Here is a 24,722-nt window from a genome sequence, read left to right on the forward strand (position 1 = left end):
AACCCGGGTCGCCGTCACCAAGGGAAACCGCATCGAGGAGTTTGATTTCGAGTCCGCCGAGCACAAGCAGCTCAAGGGCAATATCTATCTGGCCAAGGTCACCCGCGTCGAACCGTCGCTGCAGGCGGCGTTCGTCGAATATGGCGGCAACCGCCACGGCTTCCTGGCCTTCAGCGAAATCCACCCCGATTATTACCAGATTCCGAAGGAAGACCGCGAAGCGCTGCTCCGCGAAGAGGCCGAGCATGCCGCCGAGGCGGCGATGCGCGCCGAAGAGGATCTCGACGAGCTGGAAGGCGACGTCGCCGAGGTCGAGGGACATGACGACGACGAGAATGGCGACGCCCCGGCGCCGGTGACGGTCGGCGAGGACAGCGACGACGACATGGACGCCGAGACCGGCGATGGCGACGGCGAATCCGATACGGACAATGGCGACGCCGAGGAATCGAAGGACGACCGCGGCGGGCGCCGCGGGCGCGGACGGGCGCGCGGTGGCCGCAAGGGTCGCGGCCGCGGCCGGAACGGCGACGACGACGGCGAAAGCCGCATGTCGCTGCGCCGCCGCTACAAGATCCAGGACGTCATCCGCCGCCGCCAGGTGATGCTGGTTCAGGTCGTCAAGGAGGAGCGCGGCAACAAGGGCGCCGCCCTCACCACCTATCTGTCGCTCGCCGGCCGCTATTGCGTGCTGATGCCGAACACGATGCACGGCGGCGGCATCAGCCGCAAGATCTCGAACGGTGCCGACCGTCGCAAGCTCAAGGCGATGATCGACGATCTCAATCTGCCGCCGACGATGGGCTGCATCGTCCGCACCGCCGGGATGAGCCGCACCAAGACCGAGATCAAGCGCGACTTCGACTATCTGGCCCGCCTGTGGGACGAGATTCGCGAAAAGACGCTGGCGTCGAGCGCCCCGGCACTGGTCCATTCGGACAGCGACCTGGTCAAGCGCGCGATCCGCGACATCTATCACAAGGATATCGAGGAAGTGCTCGTCGAGGGCGACGAGGGCTACAAGGCCGCGAAGCAGTTCATGAAGCTGCTGATGCCCAGCCACGCGCGGCGCGTGAAGCAATATGCCGACCCGGTGTCACTCTATCAGCGCTACGGCGTCGAGGATCAGCTCGCCGGGATGCTCAATCCCGTCGTCCAGCTCAAGTCGGGCGGCTATCTGGTCATCAACCCGACCGAGGCGCTGGTGTCGATCGACATCAACTCGGGCCGTTCGACGCGCGAGCATAATATCGAGCAGACCGCGCTCAACACCAACCTCGAGGCCGCGCACGAGATCGCGCGCCAGCTGCGCCTGCGCGACATGGCGGGGCTGATCGTCATCGACTTCATCGACATGGATCACGGCTCGAACGTCCGCAAGGTCGAGCGTGCGATGAAGGAAGCGCTGAAGAACGACCGCGCCCGCATCCAGATCGGCCGCATCTCGGGCTTCGGGCTGATGGAGATGAGCCGCCAGCGTCTGCGCACCGGCGTGCTCGAAGCCTCGACGCGCCCCTGCCCGCATTGCGAGGGCACCGGGCTCGTCCGCACCGCCAGCTCGGCCGGTCTGTCGGCGCTGCGCCTGATCGAGGAGGAAGCGGCACGCGGAAAGGGCAGCCGGATCACGCTGCGCGCGAGCCAGGAAGCGACCTTCTACCTGCTCAACGAAAAGCGCCGCGAACTGCGCGAGATCGAGGAACTCTACGGCGTCTCGGTCGAAATCCTGCCCGACGGCGAGACCGAGGGTGCGCGGATGGTGGTCGAGGTCGGCGGTCCGCCGCCCACGCAGCAGCGCAGCTTCGCCCCGATCGTCGAGATCGAGGAAGAGGAAGACGAGAGCTTCGACGATGAGACCGCCGAGGAGGACGAGGAGGAACGCGCCGATCGTCCGCACGACGAAGGCGATGGCGACGGCCGCAAGCGCCGCCGCCGCCGCCGCCGCGGGCGCCGCGGACGTCGCGACGACGAAAATGGCGAAAGCGGCGAGAATGGCGACGCCGGCGATGCCGATACCGACGCGGAAGCGGACACCGAAACGGCGGCCGAATCGGCTGACGTCGAGCCGGCGGAAGCCGAAGCGCCTGCCGAGGCTCCGGCCGACGAAGCGGAAGCCAAGCCGCGCCGTCGTCGCGGCGGACGCGGCCGCAAGAAGGCCGAGGCCGCCGACGAGGGCGTGACCGAAGCCGCACCGGTCGAAGCGGAAGCTCCCGAAGCCGAAGCGCCCGAGCCCGTCGCCGTCGAAGCCGAGGTCGAGGCCGAAGCGCCGGCCGCCGAAGAGAAGCCGAAGCGCAAGCGCGCGCCGCGCAAGCCCAAGGCTGCTCCGGCCGAAGCCCCGGCCGAAGCCGAAGCCACCGAAGCCCCCGCCGCCGCGCCCGAAGCGACGCCGCCGGTGGAAGCCGAAGCCAAGCCCGCGCCGAAAAAGCGCGCAAGCCGCAGCAAGAAGGCTGTCGCCGCCGCCGAAGCCGCCCCAGCGGAAGCTGCCGAGGCTCCCGTCACGGCGCCTGAACGCGAGGCCGAACCGGCGACCGTCGCCGACGGCGACGACGCGGTGGACGAAGCCACGGGCGAGCCGCGTCGCGGCTGGTGGCAGCGCACCTTCGGCAACTGATCCACGCCGGGCCGCGCGGCGCCGCGGTCCCCGGCGAAAGTCGGGGGCCGTTCCAAAAGGGCGATGACATCGAATGGCCTCGTCATTGCGAGCGGCGAAGCCGCGCGGCAATCCAGAATAGTGCAAACCGCCCTGGATGGCTTTCCCCGGATCAGGTCCGCAATTATCCCCATCCGACAAGTGAGCGTTCCCCAGCGAAAGCCGGGCTCCAGCTATGTGCGCCTGCCTCGCATGGACCCCGGCTTTCGCCGGGGATCACCAGCGTCCCTGTCTCCAAGGTATAAACGCCGATCAAGTCCGGGGTCGCAATGACGAAGCGGGTCGAACCAAAGTCATCATGCTCCGGCGCGTCCTCGTCCGGCACCCGGCTTCCGTCGGGGGTATCGGCGCCGCCTTCCTCACAATGCCGATTCCGCCCGGCCGCGGAATCGGCGCGGCGCATCTTGCGCCGCCGCACGCCGCGCCCCAATAAGTCCTGCATGGCTTCAGTCGATGTTCAGGCGCGGGGCGCCACCAAGGCAGCGATGACCCCGCCGCACGCCACGCACCGGGCCGCCGGCCCGCGTTCCTTGCTGCGCGCCCTGCTGGTGCTGCTGGCGATGCTCGCGGTCGCGGTGCGGCCGGCGATGGCGCAATCGATCCTGCGCGATGCCGAGACCGAGGCGTTGCTGAAGGACATGATGGACCCGCTGCTCGTCGCGGCGGGATTGCGCCCGGGCCAGGTGCGCGTCCACATGCTCGGCGATCCCAGTATCAACGCCTTCGTCGCGGGCAGCCAGGACATCTATGTCTTCAGCGGGCTGATCGAGGCGGCCGGCAGCGCCAACGAGGTGCAGGGCGTGCTCGCGCACGAACTGGGCCACGTCATGGGCGGCCACGCGATCCGTACCAACGACGGCATCAAGGCCGCTACCGGCATCTCGCTCGTCAGCCTGCTGCTCGGCGCCGCGGCGATCGCCGCGGGCGGCGGCGAGGCGGGCATGGGAATATTGATGGCGGGCCAGCAGGCGGCGCTCGGCAAATTCCTCGCCTTCAGCCGCGTGCAGGAGGCGACCGCCGACGCCGCGGGCGCGCAATATCTGTCGAAGGCGGGGATCAGCGGCAAGGGCAGCCTCGCCTTCTTCAAGCGGCTGCAGAACATCGAATTCCGCTATGCGATCAAACAGGACGACGACCAGGCCTATGGCCGCACCCACCCGCTGTCGGGCGACCGCATCCAGGCGCTGCGCGAGGTCTATGTCGTCGATCCGGCGTGGGACAAGCCGTCGGACCCGCAGATCGAACGGCGTTTCGAGCGGGTGAAGGCGAAACTGGTGGGATTCGTCGCGGAACCGGCGAAAACGCTGCGCCTCTATCCCGAAAGCAACACCAGCGTCCCCGCACGCTATGCCCGCGCCTATGCCTGGCACAAGAGCGCCTATCCGCAAAAGGCGCTGACCGAGGTCGAGGGACTGATCGCCGCCGATCCCGAGGATCCCTATTTCCTCGAACTCGAAGGCCAGATCCTGCTCGAATCGGGGCGCCCGCGCGACGCGATCCCGGCGCTGCGCAAGGCGGTCGCCAATTCGCGGTCGCAGCCGCTGATCGCCGCGCTGCTCGGTCATGCGCTGATCGCGACCGAGGATTCGGCCAATTACCCCGAGGCCGAAAAGGTGCTGAAGACCGCGGTCGCGCTCGACAATGAAAATCCCTTCGCCTGGTACCAGCTCGGCATCGTCTATGCGAGCAAGGGCGATCAGGCGCGCGCCGCGCTCGCCTCGGCGGAGCGATACAGTCTCGAGGGTGGACAGGCATCGCTCGCGCTGCGTAATGCCGAAGCCGCGATGCAGGGCCTGCCGCAAGGCTCGCCCGACTGGATACGGGCGCAGGATATTTCGCTGGTCGCCCGCGCCGAGGTGGAACGAACGCGCAAACGGCGCTAGATTCGCGCAAACGACGGGACGGCATCGCGATCCTGTGATGCACAAGGGCAGCAAGTGACGGACAACAAGGAAGATTATTACCAGCCCTGGCTTCGTGATCCGGGGCCGGCGCCGGGCCCGCAAGGCGCACCGCGCGCCGGCGGGGGACTCGACGACGGAGGGCTCGCCAAGCCGAGGGAGTCGCCGCCGGTCGGCATCGACCTGTCGCGCTATCCCGCGGCGGAGGAGCGGCCGCGTGCGCCGCTGGTGAAGCCCGACCGGATACGCGCGGGCGCGCAGGGCGCGTGGCAACGGCTGCGCACGGGCGCCGAGGCCTTTGCCGACTGGACGATCGCGGTCGGCGCGCGCGCCGATATTCCCGCGAAGGTCGAGGCGATGGAGATTCCGCGCCGCAGCCGCGCGCTCGCGCGGCAGGGCGGCGCCCTCTCGGCCCGCGCGGCGCGCGCCGTGGGCCGCGGGGCCGCGGGCGCCGGACGCGCCGCCGCGAAGGCGGGCGGCGCGGCCTGGGCCGGCCTCGCGCTCGGCGACCGGGTCGCGAAGCTGTCGAGCAAGGCCGGACACGGGCTCGGCGAGGTCGCGGACCGGACGCGCGCCGGACTCGAATCGGTTGCGAAGGCGGGCAAGGAAGGGATCGGCGAGGCCGCGACCAAATTGCGCCCCGCCCCGCCAGAGGAGCCCGCTCCGCCGCCTTCGGGGCTCGAACAGCTCCTCGCACGCGAGGCCGCCGAGGCGAAGCCGGCGGCGCCCGACCTGCCGCTGTTCGCCGGCGAGCCCGCGGTCGCGCCGGCGCCGAAGAAGACGAAATCCGGCGCGGTCGCCGAGGTGGACGACCGTTCGCCGCCACCCCCGCCGCCATCGGCTGCGCGCGCGCTAGCGGCCGGGCCGATGCCGCATATCGGGGGAGCGGGAATGGACGGCGGATCGACACGGGCATGGCTGGCGGGCGGCATCGCCGCGATCGTGCTGCTCGCCGCAGCTTTCTGGCTCGGCGGGCGCTTCGGCGGCGGCCTCAGCAAGGGCGAGGTTGAGACGATCGTCGCAAATTACATCCAATCCAACCCCCACCTCATCCCGCAGGCGCTGGAGGCGCAGCGCGACAAGGAGATCGCGAAGGCGATCGACGCAATCCGCCCCGCGCTCGAAAAACCCTATGCCGGCGCCTGGGCGGGACATGCCGACGGCGACGTCACGCTGGTCGTCTTCACCGACTATGCCTGCGGCTTCTGCCGCGCGAGCGTGCCCGACGTCGACCGGCTGATCCGCGAGGACAAGAGGCTGAAGGTCGTGTTCCGCGAATTGCCGATCATCGCGCCGCAGAGCCGCGACGCCGCGCTGATGGCGCTCGCCGCGGCGCGGCAGGGGCGCTACGATGCCTTCCACCACGCGATGTTCGCCGCCTCCTCGCTATCCCCTGCGGCGATCGCCGAGGCGGCGTCCAGGGCTGGGGTGGTCACCGACGGCAGCGCCGACGCGACCGCGAACGAGGCATTGTTTCAGCGCGAACTCGACAGCAACCTCGCCATCGCCAGCCAACTCCAGCTCAACGCCACCCCGACCTGGGTCGTCGGCGATCAGCTGTTCCAGGGGCAGGTCGGCTTTGCCGCGCTCAAGCAGGCGATCGCCAAGGCGCGGGCGAAGGGCTGAACGCGCCCGCTCAGCGCCAGCGCGGCGCGAACAGACTGCGGTCGCGCAGGATGACGTGCGCGGCATTATGCCCCGGCGCGCCGGTGACGCCGCCGCCGGGGTGGGTGCCCGCGCCGCACATATAGAGTCCCTTCACCGGCCCGCGATAGCCGCCGTGACCGAGCACCGGCCGCGCCGCCCATAGCTGGTCGAGGCTCATCGCGCCGTGCATGATGTCGCCGCCGACCAGGCCGAACCGGCGTTCGAGCCCTTTGGGGCTGAGCCGTGTCTGGGCGACGATGCTGGCGCGAAAGCCGGGGGCGTGTGCCTCGACCGTGTCGAGGATCGCGTCGGCCGCCGCGCCTTCTTCCGTATCCCAGTCGCGTCCATCGGGCAGTTCGGGCGCGAATTGCTGGCAGAACAGGCTCGCGACATGGTAGCCTGGGGGCGCGAGACTGTCGTCGACGGTCGACGGAATCAGCATCTCGACGATCGGCGCCTTCGACCAGCCGTAGCGCTTCGCATCGAGGAAGGCACGGTCCATGTAATCGAGCGTCGGTGCCAGAATGATTCCCGACTGGTGATGCTCGCCGGGTTCGGGAAGACAGGTGAATTTCGGCAGTCCGGTCAGTGCGACGTTCATCCGGAAGGTGCCGCTTCCTACCTTGAACGCCCTGATCCGCCGCCGGAAATCGGCGGGAAGGTCGGCGGCGTCGATCAGGCGATCGTAGAGCAGCTTCGGCCCGACATTGGCGACGACGCGGTCGGCGGCAATCTCCTCACCCCCCAACAGCCGCACCCCGACCGCCCGCTCCCCGTCGACGAGCACCCGCGCGACCGGGCTTTCGAGGCTGATCTCGACCCCCGCGGCGCGGCAGACCTGCGCCATGATCTGCGTGATCGCGCCCATGCCGCCGACGCTGTGGCCCCATGCCCCCCTCCGCCCGTTCACCTCGCCGAAGACATGGTGGAGCAGGACATAGGCGCTGCCGAGCGTGTCGGGCGAGGCATAGTTGCCGACCACCGCGTCGAAGCCGAAGGCCGCCTTCACCGCCTCGCTCTCGAACCAGCCGTCGAGGACGGTGCGCGCCGACCGCGCGAACAGGTCGAGCACGTCGCGCTGCGTTTCGAGGTCGAGGCGCGCGAAGCGCTGCCCCTGCCGCACGCCGTCGAGCCACGTCCGCATCCCTTCGCCGACATTGGGCGGCACGCGCAGCGCAAGGTCGCGGAGCAGGTCGGCGACCCGTTCGAGCGCGGCATAATAGGCAGGCAGAGCCTCGGCATCGCGCGAACTGAACTTGCGGAATTCGGCCTGCGTGCGCGCGATCCCGCCGCCGAGCTTCAGATAGCCGCCGCCCGGCTGCGGCAGGAAATTGCTGATCGGGCGCTCGATCACGCGATAGCCGTGCTCGGCCAACGCCATGTCGGCGATCACCTTCGGCTGAAGCAGGCTGACCGTATAGCTCGCGACCGAGTTGCGGAAGCCCGGCGCGAATTCCTCCGTCACCGCGGCGCCGCCGACGACGTCGCGCGCCTCGACGATCCGCACCTTCAACCCCGCGCGCGCAAGATAGAAGGCGCAGACGAGGCCGTTGTGCCCGGCGCCGATGATCAGCGCGTCGTAGGATGAGGTCATCGCCCGGCCCCGGCCAGCGGCGATTCGACATGCTCGCGCCCGAAGCCGAGACCGAGGATGCGGCCGGGGATGCGGCGAAGCAGCGGGACGCGGTCGAGCAGCTTCACGGCGAAGGGCACATGGTCGACCTCGCCGCGCAGCACCGGCAGGATCACGCGGTCGTGCGCGATACGCTGGATCGCCTGCATCCGCACGGTCGGCGTCCAGCGCCGCGCCTGCACGCGCGGCAGCAGCGGGTCGGGGTCGTCGCCGCGTGCCAGCGGGGCGGCCAGGACATTTGCCGCAGCGACCGCATCCTGTACCGCGAGATTGATGCCGACGCCGCCGACCGGCGACATCGCATGCGCGGCGTCGCCGATCGCGAGCAGCCCCGGCCGCGACCAGAGGGTGAGGCGGTCGAGCGCGACCGACAGCAGTTTGACGTCGTCGAAGCCGGCGATGGCGTCGATTCCGGCGGCCAGTCCCGGCGCGAGCGCGACGACGTCGGCGCGGAAGGCGTCGATCCCCCGCGCCGCGATTGCCGGAAAGCCGTCCTTCTCGATGATCCGAGCGCATTGCCAATAGCCGGTCCGCGGGATGGCGACGACCATGCCGCGCCGGCCGATCGAGCCGAGCGGGACGTCGGCGGGCGCGCCGCCTTCGGGCATCGGGACGCGGAACCAGAGCACGTCCATCGGCGCGCCGAGGTCCTCGCGCGGCAGGCCGGCTGCCTCGCGCAGCACCGAGCGACGGCCGTCGGCGGCGATGACGAGCCGCGCAGGCAGCGCCTCGCCGCTCGCCAGCGACACGCCTGCGACGCGGCCCGCGGCGTCGAGTACCGGCGCGACCGCTTCGGTTGTCATCCGCAGGTCGAAGGTCGGATAGCGCCGCGCCTGCCGCGCGATGAAATCGAGCAGGTCCCATTGCGGCATCATCGCGATATAGGGCGCCGCGACCGGCAAATGCCGGAGGGTCGCGATCGTATAGCGGCGGCCGAGCAGGTCGAGCGTCGCGGTGTCGAACCGCGCATGCGGCAGGGCAAGCAACTCGTCGAGCAGCCCGATCTGGCGGAACAGGTCGAGCGTCGACGGATGCACCGTGTCGCCGCGGAAGTCGCGCAGAAAATCCCGATGCTTTTCGAGCACCGTCACGCGAACGCCGGCGCGCGCGAGCAGCAGCCCGGCGACCATGCCGGCCGGACCGCCGCCGACGATCACGGTGGAAAGCCTCTCGCCCATCTTCGCTCCAGCCGCTGCCCCCCTTCCCCCATATTGGACCCGACGACGGAGATTTGCCACCCGCTCTTCGCCCGCCCGACGGCGAGCGAAGAGACCCCTGCATATATGCTCCTCAGGCAGGTAAGGTCCCGTTCCCCGGCGAAAGCCGGGGTCCGCGCGGGGCAGACTACGCCATCCGGACCCCGGCTTTCGCCGGGGAACGGCCCTTGCCGGAAAGGGATAGTTGCCGATCGGCCCCTAGGCCGGAACCCGGAGCGGGCCGGTGCCGACCTCGGCTCTTCCCACTCCGGGCTCCCGCCAGTACGGAAGTATCCGACATTTTCAATCCAAGGTGATCACGCTCTATTTCGACAGGTCGCGCAGCAGGCTGTCCCAATGCGCCAGCGCGCCGGGGATCGCATCGACCGGCGCGCGCTCGTCGAGGCCGTGCGCGAAGCTGTCGCTCGCCTTGCTGAACAGCCCCGCGACGCCATAGCTGGGAACGCCTTGCGCGCGAAAATGCAGGCTGTCGGTCGCGCCCGCGCTCATCGACGGGATGATCGGCAGCCCGGGGTAGCGCGCGTGCACCGCTTTCGTCACCGCCGCCACGACATCGGGGCGCAGCGGCGAGGCGTCGCTCGCGGTGGCATCGGGGTCGGTGTTCACCTTGATCGCGGGATCGGCGACGACCTTTTCCAGTTCGGCACGCACCGCCTCGATACTCACGCCCGGAAAGATGCGGCAATTGACGTTCGCCGTCGCCCTTTGCGGCAGCGCATTCTCGGCATGGCCACCCTTGATCAGGGTCGGCACGCAGGTCGTGCCGATCTGGCCGACATATTCGGGGTCGGCGCGGATCGCCGCGACCGCCCCGGCATCCGCGGGGTTGGCGGCGAAGGCCTTGAGCGCCGCGCCGATGGCGCCGCCGACCTGGTCGGCGACGATCTGCATCCCCGCTTTCGTCAGTTCGTTCTGCTGCGGCGCGAAGCGATAGGCGCCGATCTTCGCCAGCGCTTCGGACAGCTGGACGATCGCGTTGACCGCGCCGGGGCGCGAGCTGTGCCCGCCGGGATTGGTCACTTCGAGCACATAGTCGGCATAGGTCTTCTCGCCCGCCTGCAGACCGTAATATCGGGCCTTGCCATCCTCTCCGATCAGCCCGCCGCCGCCGTCGCCGTTGAGCGCGAATTCCGCCCCCTTGTAGGCCGCGGCGAGCGCGCGTGTCGTGTCCATCGCGGTTTCCTCGTCGCCTGACAGCAGCAGGATGATCGAGCGCTTCGGCCGGAACCCGTCCTTCTTGAGCTGCGCGAGCGTCGCGACCATCATCGCAACGTCGAACTTATTGTCCTCCGATCCGCGCCCGAAGATATAGCCGCCTTCCTCCACCGGCACGAAGGGGTCGCGTACCCAGTCCTTGGGATCGGCCTCGACGACGTCCATATGGCCCAGCAGCAGGATGGGTTTCGCGTCGGTCGTGCCCTTCAGCGTCGCGGCGAAGGTAGCGGTCTCGCCCATCGGAGTGATGACGATATCGCCGTCGGCAAAGCCCGCCGCCTTGAGCACCCCGGCATAATAGGCCGCCAGTTCGGGGACCTTGCCGCGTCCGGCGACGGTCGGAATCGCGATGCTGTCCGTCAGGATCGCCTTCGCCGCCGTGGGATCGGCGGGCTTGGCGTGGACGGGCGCCGCGGCCAGCAGGGCGGCGGAGGCCAGAAAGATGGAAGCAAAACGCATGTGATCGACCCCTTTAGCGAGTTATTCTGATCCGTTCGGACCGAGCCTATGGAAGCCCTGTCCCGGCTGCCATGCTGGCGGAAGAACGGGCCTTCGACAAGTTCATGGCGAGCAGAATCTTCGGGTCAGGCTGCTTTCTTCGCGTTCGGCGCCGGCGTCTTGGGCTTGTAGCGGCACAGGTCGGCGACCGGGCAGCGCCAGCATTCGGGCGTCCGCGCCTTGCAGATATAGCGGCCGTGCAGGATCAGCCAGTGGTGCGCGCCGACGCGGAACGGCGCCGGCACCTTGCGTTCGAGCTGCTTTTCGACCACGAGCACCGTCTTGCCCGGCGCGAGCCCGGTGCGGTTGCCGACGCGGAAGATGTGCGTGTCGACCGCGAAGGTTTCCGCACCGAACGCGCAGTTCATCACGACATTGGCGGTCTTGCGCCCGACTCCCGGAAGCGCGACCAGCGCATCGCGGTCGGCGGGCACCTCGCCGCCATGGTCGCGGACGAGGATTTCGGACAGCGCGATGACATTCTTCGCCTTGGCATTGAACAGCCCGATCGTACGGATGTGCCGCTTCAGCCCGTCTTCGCCGAGGTCGAGCATCTGCTGCGGCGTCTTCACCGTCTCGAACAGCCCCCGCGTCGCCTTGTTCACCCCGACGTCGGTCGCCTGCGCCGAGAGCACGACGGCGACGAGCAGCTGATAGGTGTTGCCGAACGCCAGCTCGGTCTGCGGATCGGGATTGAGCTCGGCCAGGCGGCGGAAAAATTCGAAGATGTCGGCTTTCGTCATCGCGGGTCAGAACAGCCCGATCACCTGCGGCATCGTGTAGCGCCCGGACTTCTGGTGGATCAGCCACAGCGCCGCCTTCACCGCGCCGCGCGCGAAGATCATGCGATTCTCGGCGCGGTGCGACAGGGTGATCATCTCCTCGGGACCCGCGAAGATGACGTCATGGTCGCCGGCGACGGTACCGCCGCGCAGGCTGGCGAAACCGATCTTGCCGTGCCCGCGCGCGCCGGTGACACCGTCGCGGCCGCACTCCGAGCAGCGGACGAGATCGATGCGGCGCCCCTCGGCCGCCGCCTGCCCGAGCAGCAGCGCGGTGCCGCTCGGCGCGTCGACCTTGTTCCGATGATGCATTTCGAGGATTTCGATATCCCATTCGGGGTCGAGTCGCGCCGCTGCCTCGCGCACCAGATGCGCGAGCAGGGTGACGCCGAGCGACGTATTGCCGGTCTGGAGCACCGCGATGTCGCGCGCCGCTTCGTCGATCAGATAATGATGCCGCTCCTCGAGCCCCGTCGTGCCGATGACGATCGGCTTCTTCGCCGCCACGCAGGCGTCGAGCGTCGCCTCGAGCGCGGCGGGCGAGGAGAAATCGACGAGCACGTCGGCGCTTGCCGCCAGTTTCGCGATATTGCCGCCCTTGTCGATGCCGCAATGTCCATGCCCCGCTTCCGCTGCTGCGGCGGCGAGCGCGACGCCCATCCGCCCCTGGCTGCCGACGATCCCGATGCTGGTCATGCCTTGCCTTTCCCGTCCCCGTCATGCTGAAATCCGGTTCAGCATCCATTCGCACCCGCGTAGCGAGAATGGACCCCGAATCACGTTCGGGGGGACGAAGCAAGGATAACATGACTCCCATCCAGAATATCGTGATCCTGACCGGCGCCGGGGTTTCGGCCGAAAGCGGCATCGACACCTTCCGCGACGCGGGCGGGTTGTGGGAGCAGCATCGGGTCGAGGACGTCGCGACGCCCGAGGCTTTCGCGCGCGATCCCGACCTCGTCCACCGCTTCTACGACGCGCGGCGCGAGGCGATCCAGACCAAGGTCCCGAACGCGGCGCACGAGGCGCTGGCGCGGCTCGACGCCTACTGGCCCGGCGACCTGCTGATCGTCACCCAGAATGTCGACGACCTGCACGAACGCGCCGGCGCCCGGCGGCTGGTCCACATGCACGGCGAGCATCTGAACGCCTGGTGCACCGCATGCGACACGCGCAGCCGCTGGACCGGGCCGCTGATCGACCGCCCCCCCTGCCCCGCATGCGGCGTGGCCGGCCATCTGCGCCCCGACGTCGTATGGTTCGGCGAGATGCCCTATCGGATGGACGACATCTATCGCGCGCTGAACCGGGCCGACCTGTTCGTGTCGATCGGCACCTCGGGCGCGGTCTATCCCGCCGCGGGTTTCGTCCGCGAAGCGCGCCAGTCGGGCGCACGCACGCTCGAACTCAACATGGAGCCGAGCGAGGGCAGCCATTGGTTCGCCGAGGCGCGGCACGGTCCGGCAACGCGGCTGGTGCCGACATGGGTCGACCGGATGCTGGAGGTCTGAGCTCGAGCCTCCGCGCGCTTTTCAACGGCGCGCGGCGAAGAAATCGCGGAGCAGCACCGCCGCCTCGCCCGCGCCGATGCCGTCGTAGATTTCGGGGCGGTGATGGACCGTCGGCTGCGAAAAGACGAGCGCGCCATGCGCGACCGCGCCGCCCTTCGCATCGTCGGCGCCGTAATAGAGCCGCGCGATCCGTGCATGGGCGATCGCGCCCGCACACATCGCGCAGGGCTCCAGCGTCACATAGAGGTCGCAGCCGTCGAGCCGCTCGTTGCCGAGCTTGGTCGCCGCGGCGCGAATCGCGACGATTTCGGCGTGCGCGGTGGGATCGTGCGATTCGCGCGGACGGTTGTGCCCTTCGGCAATGATCGCGCCGTCCTTGACGATGACGGCGCCGACCGGCACCTCGCCCCATTCGGCGGCGATTCGCGCCAGATCGAGCGCGCGGCGCATCGGGTCGGGAAGTGGGAAACAGGCCATGGCTTTCCCGCTAATCGCTTGACGAATCTCCGGCAAGCGGATAAGCGCGCGCCTTTCCCGGCCGATCCGGTTTCCTTGGCGCTTGTCGCGCCAACCGGCGCGCCGCCCAGATTTTGTGAGGACGAAGACGATGTCGCGCATTTGCGAACTGACCGGCAAGGGCCGCCAGGTGGGCCACAATGTCAGCCACGCCAACAACAAGACCAAGCGCACCTTCCTGCCCAATCTGCAGAATGTGACGCTGTTGTCGGAAGCGCTGGGTCGCGGCGTCAAGCTGCGCGTCTCGACGCACGGCCTGCGTTCGGTCGAGCACAACGGCGGCCTCGACAACTGGCTGATGAAGACCGGCGACGACCTGCTTTCGGCCAACGCCCGCAAGGTGAAGAAGGAAGTGGCGAAGAAGCTGGCCGAAACGGCCGCCTGACCGCCTTTCCATCGCCGACGCAATCAGGCGGCCCGGTTACGGCGCCGCCTTTTTGCTGTCCGCAGTGCGCGGCGGCAGCCCGACGAGTTCGAATTGCAGCAACAAGCTGCGCTGCCAGCTGGTGAAATTGTCGTCGGACACCAGCCAGACATAGGTGCGCCCGCGCTCGACCGAAACCGCCGCGCCTTCGAAATTGTCGGCGATCGCGCGCGGAACGCGGCCGATGGTGCGCGACCGGACGACCGTATCGGAGCCGATGTCGGCGGGATCGACCACGGCGAGGATCGTCGTGAAGACCGGCAACAGGCCGAGCCTGCGATGGACGAGCAGGACGCGCCCGTCGGGAAGCGGCGCCGCGTCGCTGACCGATCCCTTGGCCTGTGCATCGTAGAAGAAACGCAGCGGCGGCGGGCCCGGCGCCGCCGGATCGGTGGCGTAGAGCAGCGCCTCGCGGCCGCGCGGATCATCGTCGGCATCTTCCGAAAAGACGATAGTGCGCCCGTCGGCCAGCCGTGCCATCGCTTCCGGCCCGCCATTGCCCGGCCAGGCGGGCTGCGGCAGCGTCCGGCGCGATTCGATCCGCGACAGCGCCGGATCGTATCGCCGGATCTCGTTGACGCCCTCGAATGCGATCCAACTCGCGCCGCTTGCCGGATCGATCGCCATCGCCTCGGCATCGACCAGCGACTTGCGCCCCGATCCGCCCTCCAGCGTCGGCAACAGACCGATGCGCACATTGGTCACGCGGCCGTCGGGGTGCAGCGTCAGGCGTGTCCAGCCGCCGGCGTCGCTGACGAGCTGGAAGCGGCCCGGCCCCACCCGGGCGAGCGCGGAGAAGCCGCCGAAGCGGCTGTTCGGGCTGACCAGATGCCAGCCGCGCACGAAGCGGAGCGCCCCGGTCCGACCCGGCGCGCCGTCGAGCGGGCGCGCGACGATGCTTTGGGTGAAGTTATCGACCGGAAAGCGAAAGGCCGTCCCCAGAACGGGGCCGACGGCAAGGAAGATCAGCAGGGCGAAGAGCAGGCGGCGGCGCATCGCCGCCGGGCGTAGGGCCGCGACGCGGGAAAGGAAAGCCGCGCATCGAAGCTGAACGCCAGCCGACAGCCATGTTCAGGCTTCGCTCAAACCGAATCGGGCAAAACCGCATCATCGACCCACCGCCCGGCAAGGGCCCAAGACGAAAGAAGGAGACAAGAGATGAAAAAGATGATGACGCTCTCCCTCGCCGCCCTGATGTCCACTGCGACCCTGGGCCTGGCGACTCCGGCCGCGGCGCAGAACGGCTATTACGACCGCGACGGCTATTCGACCTATTATGCGGGCCATCGCGACAACCGGCGCTACGATCGCTCGGACCGCCGCGATTATCGGAACGACCGGCGCTATTACAACCAGCGCTATGACCGTCGCAATTATCGCCAGTGCGACAACGGCACCGGCGGCACGGTGATCGGCGCCATCGCCGGCGGGCTCGCCGGCCACGAGATCGCCGGCCGCGGCGACCGCACCGTCGGCGCGATCATCGGCGGCGCCGTCGGCGCCATCGCGGGCCGCGCGATCGACAAGGGGAATGACGGCTGCCGTTAAGAAGGCAGACCCGACCCCCAACGAAAATGCTCTTCCCTCCTGCCCCGTCCGGTTTGCGCCGGGCGGGGTTTTGCTTGCGCCGAATGGGGATGGGGAAGCGAGGCGATGCGGCTTGCCATCGCCGCAGGGCGCGCCTAGTCTCGATGCCAAGTGCACGTCCGCGGTCCTGCGGGCGCGTGAATTGAGACAGGTAATCATAGCCATGCGGCAAATGGCAGCGCCAACAGGGCAGCCGCCGCGGCCCGGAGCAGCGGTGGCGACGGACAGACGAAAGGGCGGTTCCCTACCTCGCCCCTTCGCATTCACGCGACCGAAAAGCTATGGCGCCATCGACCTCGGCACCAACAACTGCCGCCTGCTGATCGCGCGGCCGCAGGACGGCGAACTCGTCGTCATCGATGCCTTTTCACGGATCGTGCGGCTGGGCGAGGGTCTGCACGGCAGCGGCCGAATCGGCGCGGCGGCAATCGACCGCGCGGTCGCCGCGCTCGCCGTCTGCGCCGACAAGCTGCGCCGCCGCCATGTCGCGCTGTCGCGCGCCGTCGCGACCGAAGCCTGCCGCCGCGCATCCAATTGCGACGAACTGGTCGACCGGGTGCGGCGCGAGACGGGCATCGTGCTCGACGTGATCTCGGCCGCCGAAGAGGCGCGGCTCGCGGTGCTCGGCTGCCACAATCTGATGGAGCCCGGCGACGGGCCGGCGCTGATCTTCGACATCGGCGGCGGATCGACCGAGTTGATGCAGGTCGAGGTGAACGGTCACGACGTCGCGATCCACGACTGGGTGAGCGTGCCGTGGGGCGTCGTGTCGCTGACCGAGCATGCCGCGACGACGACCGACGACCTGCCGGCGCGGCGCGCAAGCTATGCGCAGATGCGCGAGGTAACGCGCGCCGCCTTCGCCGCCTTCGCCGATCGCGCGCAGCGATTCGCGGGCCAGCCGCTGCGCCTGCTCGGTACCAGCGGCACCGTGACGACGCTCGCCAGCGTCTTCCTCGACCTGCCGCGCTACGACCGGCGTGCGGTCGACGGGCTGATCGTTCCCACCAGATCGATGCGCGACATCAGCCACCGCCTCGCCGAGGCAAGCCTCGCCGACCGCGCGGAGATCGCCTGCATCGGGCGCGAGCGCGCCGACCTGGTCGTGGCGGGCTGCGCGATCCTCGAAAGCATCATCGACCTGTGGCCCGCCGCGCGCGTCGGCGTCGCCGACCGCGGTATCCGCGAGGGGATATTGCGCACGCTGGCGGTGCAGGGCCGCGACGTACCGGTGACGCGCCGCGAGCATCGCCGGTGAGCGGCCCGCATCGCAAAGGCGGGGGCGCCGGGGGCGGCAGCGGACGCGGCGGCCTGCACGAGCGGGTGAAGACCGCGCGGCGGCGCACCGCATCGTCGACGCGCTGGCTGCAGCGCCAACTCAACGATCCCTATGTCCGCCGCGCGCAGGCGGAGGGCTATCGCTCGCGCGCCGCTTACAAGCTGATCGAGCTCGACGAGAAATTCGGCTTCCTGAAAAAGGCGCGCGCGGTCGTCGACCTCGGCATCACGCCGGGTGGCTGGTCGCAGGTCGTGCGCAAGACCAACCCGCGCGCGCGCGTTGTCGGGATCGACCTGCTCGCCTGCGAGCCCATCGAAGGGGTCGCGATCCTCGAGATGGATTTCATGGACGACACCGCCCCCGACGCACTGATCGAGGCGCTGGGCAGCGCCCCCGATCTCGTCATCTCCGATATGGCGGCGAACACCGTCGGCCATCCCCAGACCGACCATCTGCGCACCATCGCGCTCGCCGAAACCGCCGCCGATTTCGCGGTGCAGACGCTGCAGCCCGGCGGCGCCTTTGTCGCGAAAGTTTTCGCGGGCGGCGCCGACCGCGAGCTGCTGACCATCCTCAAGCGGAATTTCGCCACGGTGAAGCACGCCAAGCCGCCGGCCAGCCGCAAGGGATCGCCCGAACTCTATGTCGTCGCACAGGGCTTCAAGGGCCGGGAAGGCGCCGGGGCAAGCGAAGACGAGATGCCTTGAACGAAGGCGGGGGGACGGCATGAAGCGGACAGGGGCATCGGGGGCTTCGGTCGTGCTGGCGGCGCTGATGCTGGCCGCGTGCGGCGGCGGAGGTGGCGGCGGCGGAACCGGCGCACCGCCGGTCACGGTGACGCCGACACCATCGCCCACCCCGGCGCCGACCGCGAGTTGCACCCTTTCGGCGCGCCAGGGGTTCGCAAAGGCCGTGCTCGACGAATGGTATCTGTTCCCCGGCGACATGGCGCGTAACGCCGATCCGGCGCGGTACGCCGACGTCCAATCCTATATCGACGCACTCACCGCGCCGGCGCGCGCGCTCGGCAAGGATCGCTATTTCACCTACATTACCTCGATCGCCGAGGAGACGGCCTTCTACGCACGCGGCGCGAGTGCGGGATTCGGATTGCGGCTCGCCTACGATCCCTATGCGCAGCGCATCGTCATCGCCGAAGCCTATGAGGGTGCGCCGGCGCTGGCGGCGGGAATCGACCGGGGCGCGCGCATATCGGCGATCGGCACCAGCGCCGATTCGATGCGCACGCTGTCGTCGCTCGCCGCCGCGGGCGGCACCGACGCGATCATCGCCGCGCTCGGTCCCGACGAAGCCGGCGTGACGCGCGTGCTGCGCGTCACCGACGCCTCCGACACGCGCGACGTGCGCGTGACCAAGGCCGAATATGACATCGACCCGGTGTCCGACCGCTATGGCGCCAAGGTCATCAGCGAGGGCGGGCGTAGCTATGGCTACGTCAATCTGCGCACCTTCATCCGCTCGGCCGACCAGCAGCTTCGCGACGCGTTCCAGACCTTCCGCGACCGGGGCGTGACCGACATCGTCGTCGACCTGCGCTACAACGGCGGCGGGCTGGTTTCGACCGCCGAACTGTTCGGCGACCTGCTGGGCCGCGACCGCAACGCGAGCGAGATTTTTTCGCAGACACGGTTCCGCCCGGAAAAGGCATCGAAGGACGAACGGCATTTCTTCACCGCACAGGCCCAGGCAATCGCGCCGACGCGCATCGCCTTCATCGGCACCGGGTCGACCGCCTCGGCGAGCGAACTCGTCATCAACGGCATGCTGCCGTGGCTCGGCACCAACATGACGCTGGTCGGCGGCAACACCTATGGCAAGCCGGTCGGGCAGATCGCGCTCGACCGCCCCGAGTGCGACGACCGCTTGCGCGTGATCGCCTTCGCGACCGGTAATGCGGCGGGGGCCGGCGATTATTTCGGCGGGCTGGCGCCCCGGATCGCGAACAGCTGCGCGGCCGCGGACGATCTCGACCTGCCGCTCGGCGACCCGCGCGAGGCGTCGGTTCGCGCAGCGATCGATTTCCTAGCCGGGCGAAGCTGCGGCGCGCCGATCACCGGGCTCAGCGCATCGACGACGCGCAGCATCGCCGCGGTGCGCGAACCGACCGAGATGCTCGCCCCAGCCCGGCCGACCACGGCACAGCGCGAACTGCCCGGATTGTTCTGAAGTGCCGAACTGACGCCGCTCAGGCGGCGGCGCTCTCGCGGTCGGCGAACAGCGCTTTCAGATCCTTCTTCAATATCTTGCCGTTGGCGTTGCGCGGCAGCGTGTCGGCGGCGAAGCGGATCGCGACCGGCACCTTGAACGCCGCGAGCCGGGCACGCACCCAATCCTGCAGTTCGACCTCGGTCGCCGTCGTGCCGGGCGCGAGATGCACGATCGCCGCGGGCTCCTCGCCCAGCGTACGGTGCGGAATGCCGATTACCGCACAGTCGGTCACCGCCGGATGGTCGTACAGCACATTCTCGACCTCCGACGAATAGATATTCTCGCCGCCGCGCAGCACCATGTCCTTCGCGCGGTCGACGATATAGACGAAGCCCTCCTCGTCGAGCCGCGCGAGGTCGCCGGTGCGCACCCAGCCGTCGACGAAGGTCTCGGCGGTTGCCTCTGGCTTGTTCCAATACCCCATCACGATCATCGGCCCGCGCGCCCACAGCTCGCCGACCGTGCCGACCGGCAGCACCGTAACGCCGTCTTCGGCGCGGATTTCGAGGTCGGCGACCGCGACCGGCGGCCCCGCGCTCGCCGGGCGGTTCAGATAATCCTCCGCCCCGTGCGAGGTCACCGTCGCCATCGTCTCGGTCATTCCCCAGCCGTTGCCGGGCAGCGCGCCGAACTCCTCATAGATGCGCCGCACCAGTTCGGGCGCCGACGGCGCGCCGCCATAGGCGATCGCCTCGAGCGACGAGAGATCGTAATTCGCGCGGTCGGGATGCTCGATGAGCTGCCAGGCGATCGTCGGGACACCGCCGGTGACGTTGACCTGCTCGCGCTCGATGATCTCCATCGCGCCCATCAGCATGGCCGAACAGGCGGTAACGTGGAACATCGGGATCACCGTCAAGATCGTGCGCGGCTGGGGCTCCGGCAACGTCTCGCCGCGGCGCAGGAAGCTGCGCGCTCCCGAAAAAGCGCCCGAGAGGATGTTGGTCATCATGTTGCGATGCGTGCCGAGCGCTCCCTTGGGCTGCCCCGTCGTGCCGCTGGTATAGAAGATCGCCGCCGCATCGTCGCTGTCGATCGCGACGCGCGGGCGATCGTCGCCGGGCAGAGCGGCCCAGCTTGCCGGAGCGCCGACGATCTCCTCCAGCGCCGTCGTATCGGCGATCGGCCCCGCGCCGCGCGCGACGATCCACTGTTCGACGTCGGGCAGCATCGCGCGATGCTCGCGCAGCCGCTCGTAGCGCTCGCCATCGACGATCACGATCTTCGATCCCGAATCGCGAATGCCATAGGCCAGTTCGGCGCCGGTCCACCAGGCGTTGAGCGGCACCGCGATCGCGCCGATCGTGGTGATGGCGAAAAAGACCATCGGCCATTCGGGCAGGTTGCGCATCGCGAAGGCGACCCGGTCGCCCGGGCCGACGCCCATCGCCTGCAGCGCCCGCGCGAAGGCCGCGGTCGCGCGCCAGTTCGCCGCATAGCTGATCCGCTCGTCGTCGAGGATCGTGAACGGCCGCTCCCCGTGCACGCGCGACAGGTCGAGCAGTTCGCCCAGATCGTGCGGCGCATTCTTCCACACCCGCGTCGCAATGCCGCGGATCGGCACCACCTCCATCTCGAACGGAGCGCCCGGCGCGGTCAGCGCCGCGGTCGCATCGGCCAGCGACATCTTCGGCCAGCTGGGGTCGAGGGGCACCACGGGTTCGCCGGTCGGATCATTCGCCACGAGACATCTCTCCATCATCCTGCGCGCCGTTGAATCGGCGGCTCGGCGGCAAGGTTAGGATCGCCCGGCCCGTTCGACAAGGGTGCGGCTCGGCGCGCACGAGCAGCCCCCGCCCGCCCGCTCCGGTCAGGCCGGCTGGATCGCTTCGGGCGCCGCCGGCTCCCTGTGCGCGGCGATGCACGACAGCACGCTGGCGACGACCAGCACGAAAGCGGCCGCTTCAAGCCCGGTGGGCAGGCGTGCTTCCCACAGGAAACCGTATAGGAGAGCGAACAGCGTCTCGAAGAGGATCATCTGCCCGACGAGGGTCAGCGGCAGCAGCCGGCTCATCCGGTTCCACAGCAGATTGCCGAGGATCGACGCGAGCAGCGCGACGCCCATCGACACGCCAGCGAGCCGCGCCCAGTCGAGCATCGCATGCGGTTCGCCGTCGAACGCCAGCGACCAGGGGATCAGCAGCAGCGACAGCGAACCGGTGACGATCCCCATCAGCAGGTTCCAGTCGTGCGCGCCGATATGGTCCAGGCGGTTCAGCGCGCGGCTGTTCCCCACCGCGAACACGACCCAGCTGAGCAGCGCGCCGCCGGCGCACGCGAGCCCGAGGAGCTGTCGGCCGGTCGAACCCGTCGCAGGCGCGGCGACCGCCTGCCAGCCGATGCACAGCACGCCAGCGACCGACAGCAGCAGCGACGGCCACAGCCGGACGAGTGGAACCGCGCCATGATCGCAGCTTCCGACCAGGGTGACTGCAACCGGAAGGAAGCCGATGACGAGCGACGTCATCGCGATCCCGCCGAGCTGCACCGCGCCGGACAGCAGGATATAATAGAGGATGTTGCCGCAAAGCCCCAGCCAGCCGAGCGCCAGCCAGTCGCTGCGCGTCGCCTGCGCGACGGTGCGGCGCCAGCGCGGCGCCATGATCGCCGCGGAAAAAAGGCCGTAGAAGACATAGCGACCGATCGTGAGCTGGATCGGGCTGAAATCATGCGCAAGCGCCGGCGCGAGGAACACCAGCCCCCACAGCGCCCCCGCCCCCATTCCGCACGCGATCCCCAGCATTGTGCGGCGCGACGCATGCGGTCCGGCGGTATCTGGGATCATGACGCTGTCCTTGGTGACGATTGCTGGGAAATATCACCGTCAAAGCGGGAATTGCGCCCTTGATTCGAGGGCGAAATGCAACAAAAACTCGCTTCATGATGCCGGCCCGCTCCACCAGACGCAGCGAACTCGACAATTTCGATCGTGCCATCCTGCGCATCGTACAGCGCGACGCGAAGAAGCCGCAGCGATTGATCGCCGAAGCGGTCGGCCTGTCGGCGGCGGCAGTGCAGCGCCGCATCGCCGCGATGGAGGATGCGGGCATCATCGATCGGAACGTGGCGATCGTCGACCCCGCCGCGGTCCGCATGGCGATCACCGCGATCGTCGAAGTGCATCTGACCGACGAGAAGCTGCCGACCGTCGACAGGGCCAAGGCGCTGTTCCGCGCCGCGCCCGAAGTGCAGCAATGCTATTATGTGACCGGCGGGATCAGCCTTGTGCTGGTGATCGTCGTGCCCGACATGGCCGCCTACGAAGCCTCGACACGCCGGCTGTTCGCGCAGAACGAATCGGTGAAGAGCTTCCGCAGCCTGATCGCACTCCACCGGGTCAAGGCCGGAATGGAAATCGAAATCCCCGCGACGACCTCGCCCGCCCCGCGCCGCTGATCGCCGCAACGGCAAGGCTGTCTGCGTCAGCGGGCGGAAAAGCGACCGGCTCTTGCCTGCGCCGCGGAAGCAGGGTAGAGACCCGCCCGGCCATGCCATGGCCCCTTCGTCTAGCGGTCAGGACGCGGCCCTCTCACGGCTGAAACACGGGTTCGATTCCCGTAGGGGTCACCAAAATCCTCTCCCAGAGGGTTTCAGAGAGTGCCATAACTGGCTGATTTCTGCGGTTTTTTGTGGTATAGGTATTCCCATACGGAGCGGCCGAGTGCCACCGGATACCACCATCTTGATGGTATATCTGATGGTAGCGCGGTCCTCCCCTTGTCGGAGATACCATCATGGCGCTTACCGCCGTTTCGATCAAAAACGCCAAGGGCCGGAAAAAGCCCTATAAACTCACCGATGGCGACGGGCTTTTCCTCTATGTGACCCCCAACGGTGGCCGCTACTGGCGCATGAACTACCGCCACCACGGCAAGCAAAAGACGCTGGCGTTCGGGGTCTATCCCGACACTGGCCTAGCCGAAGCCCGCGAGCAGCGCGACGCGGCGCGCAAGGTTCTGGCGCGTGGCAACGATCCGGCAGAGCAGCTCAAACTTGAGCGCATCGCCGCCGCCGTCGCGGCGTCCAACAGCTTCAAGGCTGTTGCCGACGAATGGCTTGTGAAGGTCGAGCGCGAGGGCCGTTCCGTCGTCACCATGAAGAAACTGCGCTGGCTGCTGGACTTCATCAACGAGTCCATCGGCAAGCGTCCTGTCGCCTCCATTACCGCGCAGGAGCTTCTTATCATGCTCCGCAAGATGGAGGGCAAAGGCCGTTACGAGACGGCGAAGCGCCTTCGCAGCACCGCCAGCCAGATATTTCGCTACGCCATCGCCACGGCGCGGGCGGAACGCGACGTTGCCGCCGATCTACGCGGCGCGCTGATTGCACCCCAGCCTGTCCACCGGGCGGCGATCACGAACGCCAACGGCGCGGGCGGCTTGCTACGCGCCATCGAAGCGTTCGAGGGCTTTGCGAACACCAAGGCGGCATTGCAGTTGCTTCCGCATGTGTTTGTCCGTCCCGGTGAGCTTCGCTATGCCGAATGGGCCGACTTCGATTTTGACAAGGCGCTTTGGACTATCCCGCCCCACAAGACCAAGATGCGGCGCATCCACAGCATCCCGCTTTCCCGTCAGGCGCTCGCCATCCTCGAAACCATTGAGCATGACGCAGGCTATAGCAGCTTCCTGTTCCCGTCCCTGCGGTCAGTTGACCGCCCCATGTCGGAAAACACGATCAACGCCGCGCTACGGCGCATGGGCTTCGCGCAGGACGAAATGACCGGCCACGGCTTCCGGGCGATGGCGGCGACATTGCTCAACGAAATGGGCCTATGGCATCCCGACGCGATCGAGCGGCAGCTTGCCCATTGCGACAACAATGCGGTGCGCCGTGCCTATACGCGGGGCGAGTATTGGGACGAGCGCGTCCGCATGATGCAACATTGGTCGGATCACCTCGATTTCCTCCGCGACGGCGCGAAGGTCATCAAGGGCGACTTCCAGAAGGCGAAGGCCGGGGAGTAACCCGGCCTTGCCTCATTCGGCGCGATCTTCACGGAAAGCGGCGGGGTTGGCGATCCAGCGATCCACGGCGGATTCATGCCAGCCGGTGCCGTGGATGCTGATTGTGATTTGCCGGGGAAAGCTGCCTTCCGCGATCTTGCGGTAGAGGGTGGAGCGGGAAAGTCCGGTGCGATGCAGCACCGTCTTGAGGCGTATGATCCGTTCAGGGTGAGGCACGGGATATTCTTTCATCATCTGGTGGCTGACGAAGCTCCCTGGGAAAGATTTTGGATGGTCGGCTTCGTCTTGCAAGTGCCTTTTCGCCGACTCTCGATACCGGCGAAGAATCGGGCGCAAATACAGGCAAACGGCTACAGACTTCAGTGGACGGTGGCGCACGGCCACGATGGGCGCGATCAGGCAAAGATGGGCGGGAGCTTTTCGCCGAATTTCGGGAGTACCGTGGCGTATCCGCCACCTCGCTGCTCCGCTTTGAACGGGAGAAATGCCCTAGCGACCGTTTCTCGGTCCCGATTCGCATATCGTCACAGACCTCCTTTTCGGTGGTCTGCCCGCCACATATGAGTCTGCATTACACCGTACCGGTCCCGCAAGAGGGAAGGCATGGCAGTGCCGATTTGGCACCGTAGCGATGAGCATATCCAAACGGCGCGATCGCATCCTACGTTG

General features: G+C 68.3%; 21 protein-coding genes and 1 tRNA gene. 12 read left to right on the plus strand and 10 right to left on the minus strand.

What is annotated here, in order from left to right; translation table 11 throughout:
* The 3 genes from ABS88_RS17015 to ABS88_RS17025 form a co-directional block, all read left to right on the plus strand.
* On the plus strand, positions 1–2,608 hold a 2,608-nt coding region (locus ABS88_RS17015), incomplete at its 5' end, for an Rne/Rng family ribonuclease (protein ID WP_286750189.1).
* Between the two features lie 524 nt (positions 2,609–3,132).
* Entirely contained in the window at positions 3,133–4,530 is a 1,398-nt protein-coding gene (locus ABS88_RS17020; protein WP_082797249.1) for a M48 family metalloprotease, read from the plus strand.
* A gap of 54 nt (positions 4,531–4,584) precedes the next feature.
* Entirely contained in the window at positions 4,585–6,174 is a 1,590-nt protein-coding gene (locus ABS88_RS17025) for a DsbA family protein (RefSeq protein ID WP_104960265.1), read from the plus strand.
* Between the two features lie 10 nt (positions 6,175–6,184).
* Here ABS88_RS17025 and ABS88_RS17030 read toward each other — a convergent pair whose 3' ends face one another.
* The 5 genes from ABS88_RS17030 to dapB form a co-directional block, all read right to left on the minus strand.
* A complete protein-coding gene (locus ABS88_RS17030; protein ID WP_076073530.1) occupies positions 6,185–7,789 on the minus strand; it encodes a phytoene desaturase family protein in 1,605 nt (534 codons plus the stop codon).
* A complete protein-coding gene (locus ABS88_RS17035) occupies positions 7,786–9,006 on the minus strand; it encodes an FAD-dependent oxidoreductase (protein WP_286750190.1) in 1,221 nt (406 codons plus the stop codon). Before ABS88_RS17035 ends, ABS88_RS17030 begins: the two co-directional genes overlap by 4 nt.
* Positions 9,007–9,348: 342 nt before the next feature.
* Positions 9,349–10,719 carry a M20/M25/M40 family metallo-hydrolase gene (locus tag ABS88_RS17040; RefSeq protein ID WP_076073526.1) on the minus strand — a complete coding sequence of 457 codons (1,371 nt, stop codon included), beginning with the start codon at positions 10,717–10,719 and terminating at the stop codon, positions 9,349–9,351.
* Positions 10,720–10,844: 125 nt separating this feature from the next.
* Entirely contained in the window at positions 10,845–11,501 is a 657-nt protein-coding gene (gene nth / locus ABS88_RS17045; RefSeq protein ID WP_076073524.1) for an endonuclease III, read from the minus strand.
* 6 nt (positions 11,502–11,507) lie between these two features.
* Positions 11,508–12,236 (minus strand): 4-hydroxy-tetrahydrodipicolinate reductase, encoded by a 729-nt coding sequence (dapB, locus tag ABS88_RS17050; protein ID WP_076073522.1) that lies wholly within the window; start codon positions 12,234–12,236, stop codon positions 11,508–11,510.
* 110 nt (positions 12,237–12,346) lie between these two features.
* On the opposite strand from dapB, the gene ABS88_RS17055 reads away from it, so the two are divergent.
* Positions 12,347–13,051, plus strand: coding sequence for an NAD-dependent deacylase (locus ABS88_RS17055; RefSeq protein WP_076073520.1), 705 nt, complete (start codon positions 12,347–12,349; stop codon positions 13,049–13,051).
* 21 nt (positions 13,052–13,072) lie between these two features.
* Here ABS88_RS17055 and tadA read toward each other — a convergent pair whose 3' ends face one another.
* Positions 13,073–13,528, minus strand: coding sequence for a tRNA adenosine(34) deaminase TadA (tadA, locus tag ABS88_RS17060; protein ID WP_076073518.1), 456 nt, complete (start codon positions 13,526–13,528; stop codon positions 13,073–13,075).
* A gap of 130 nt (positions 13,529–13,658) precedes the next feature.
* Here tadA and rpmB point away from each other — a divergent pair, with 130 nt between their 5' ends.
* Positions 13,659–13,952, plus strand: coding sequence for a 50S ribosomal protein L28 (rpmB, locus tag ABS88_RS17065; RefSeq protein WP_076073516.1), 294 nt, complete (start codon positions 13,659–13,661; stop codon positions 13,950–13,952).
* A gap of 36 nt (positions 13,953–13,988) precedes the next feature.
* On the opposite strand, the gene ABS88_RS17070 is transcribed toward rpmB, so the two are convergent.
* Positions 13,989–14,987: an esterase-like activity of phytase family protein gene (locus tag ABS88_RS17070; protein WP_076073514.1), complete on the minus strand. Its 999-nt coding sequence runs from the start codon at positions 14,985–14,987 to the stop codon at positions 13,989–13,991.
* A gap of 162 nt (positions 14,988–15,149) precedes the next feature.
* Between ABS88_RS17070 and ABS88_RS17075 the strand changes: the two genes are divergently transcribed.
* The 4 genes from ABS88_RS17075 (at position 15,150) to ABS88_RS17090 (ending at position 19,044) form a co-directional block, all read left to right on the plus strand.
* The gene (locus ABS88_RS17075; RefSeq protein ID WP_104960264.1) at positions 15,150–15,539 is read left to right on the plus strand and encodes a glycine zipper 2TM domain-containing protein; all 390 of its coding nucleotides are present in this window, start codon (positions 15,150–15,152) and stop codon (positions 15,537–15,539) included.
* A gap of 202 nt (positions 15,540–15,741) precedes the next feature.
* On the plus strand, positions 15,742–16,836 hold the full coding sequence (locus ABS88_RS17080; protein WP_076073512.1) for a Ppx/GppA phosphatase family protein: 1,095 nt from the start codon (positions 15,742–15,744) through the stop codon (positions 16,834–16,836).
* A complete protein-coding gene (locus tag ABS88_RS17085; RefSeq protein ID WP_076073510.1) occupies positions 16,833–17,564 on the plus strand; it encodes an RlmE family RNA methyltransferase in 732 nt (243 codons plus the stop codon). Before ABS88_RS17080 ends, ABS88_RS17085 begins: the two co-directional genes overlap by 4 nt.
* Positions 17,565–17,583: 19 nt before the next feature.
* On the plus strand, positions 17,584–19,044 hold the full coding sequence (locus tag ABS88_RS17090) for a S41 family peptidase (RefSeq protein ID WP_104960263.1): 1,461 nt from the start codon (positions 17,584–17,586) through the stop codon (positions 19,042–19,044).
* 19 nt (positions 19,045–19,063) lie between these two features.
* Here ABS88_RS17090 and ABS88_RS17095 read toward each other — a convergent pair whose 3' ends face one another.
* The gene (locus ABS88_RS17095) at positions 19,064–20,713 is read right to left on the minus strand and encodes a class I adenylate-forming enzyme family protein (protein ID WP_286750205.1); all 1,650 of its coding nucleotides are present in this window, start codon (positions 20,711–20,713) and stop codon (positions 19,064–19,066) included.
* Positions 20,714–20,896: 183 nt separating this feature from the next.
* Positions 20,897–21,871 carry a DMT family transporter gene (locus ABS88_RS17100; protein ID WP_076073506.1) on the minus strand — a complete coding sequence of 325 codons (975 nt, stop codon included), beginning with the start codon at positions 21,869–21,871 and terminating at the stop codon, positions 20,897–20,899.
* A 98-nt stretch (positions 21,872–21,969) separates the two neighbouring features.
* Here ABS88_RS17100 and ABS88_RS17105 point away from each other — a divergent pair, with 98 nt between their 5' ends.
* From ABS88_RS17105 to ABS88_RS17115, 3 genes are all read left to right on the plus strand, one after another.
* Entirely contained in the window at positions 21,970–22,482 is a 513-nt protein-coding gene (locus ABS88_RS17105; RefSeq protein WP_076077459.1) for an Lrp/AsnC family transcriptional regulator, read from the plus strand.
* A gap of 99 nt (positions 22,483–22,581) precedes the next feature.
* Positions 22,582–22,656: transfer RNA gene (locus ABS88_RS17110), tRNA-Glu, on the plus strand.
* A 164-nt stretch (positions 22,657–22,820) separates the two neighbouring features.
* Positions 22,821–24,053 (plus strand): tyrosine-type recombinase/integrase, encoded by a 1,233-nt coding sequence (locus tag ABS88_RS17115; protein ID WP_286750191.1) that lies wholly within the window; start codon positions 22,821–22,823, stop codon positions 24,051–24,053.
* A 12-nt stretch (positions 24,054–24,065) separates the two neighbouring features.
* On the opposite strand, the gene ABS88_RS17120 is transcribed toward ABS88_RS17115, so the two are convergent.
* A complete protein-coding gene (locus tag ABS88_RS17120; protein ID WP_502686159.1) occupies positions 24,066–24,284 on the minus strand; it encodes a helix-turn-helix transcriptional regulator in 219 nt (72 codons plus the stop codon).
* Positions 24,285–24,722: the final 438 nt, after the last annotated feature.

The sequence above is a fragment of the Sphingopyxis sp. SCN 67-31 genome, assembly GCF_001725095.1.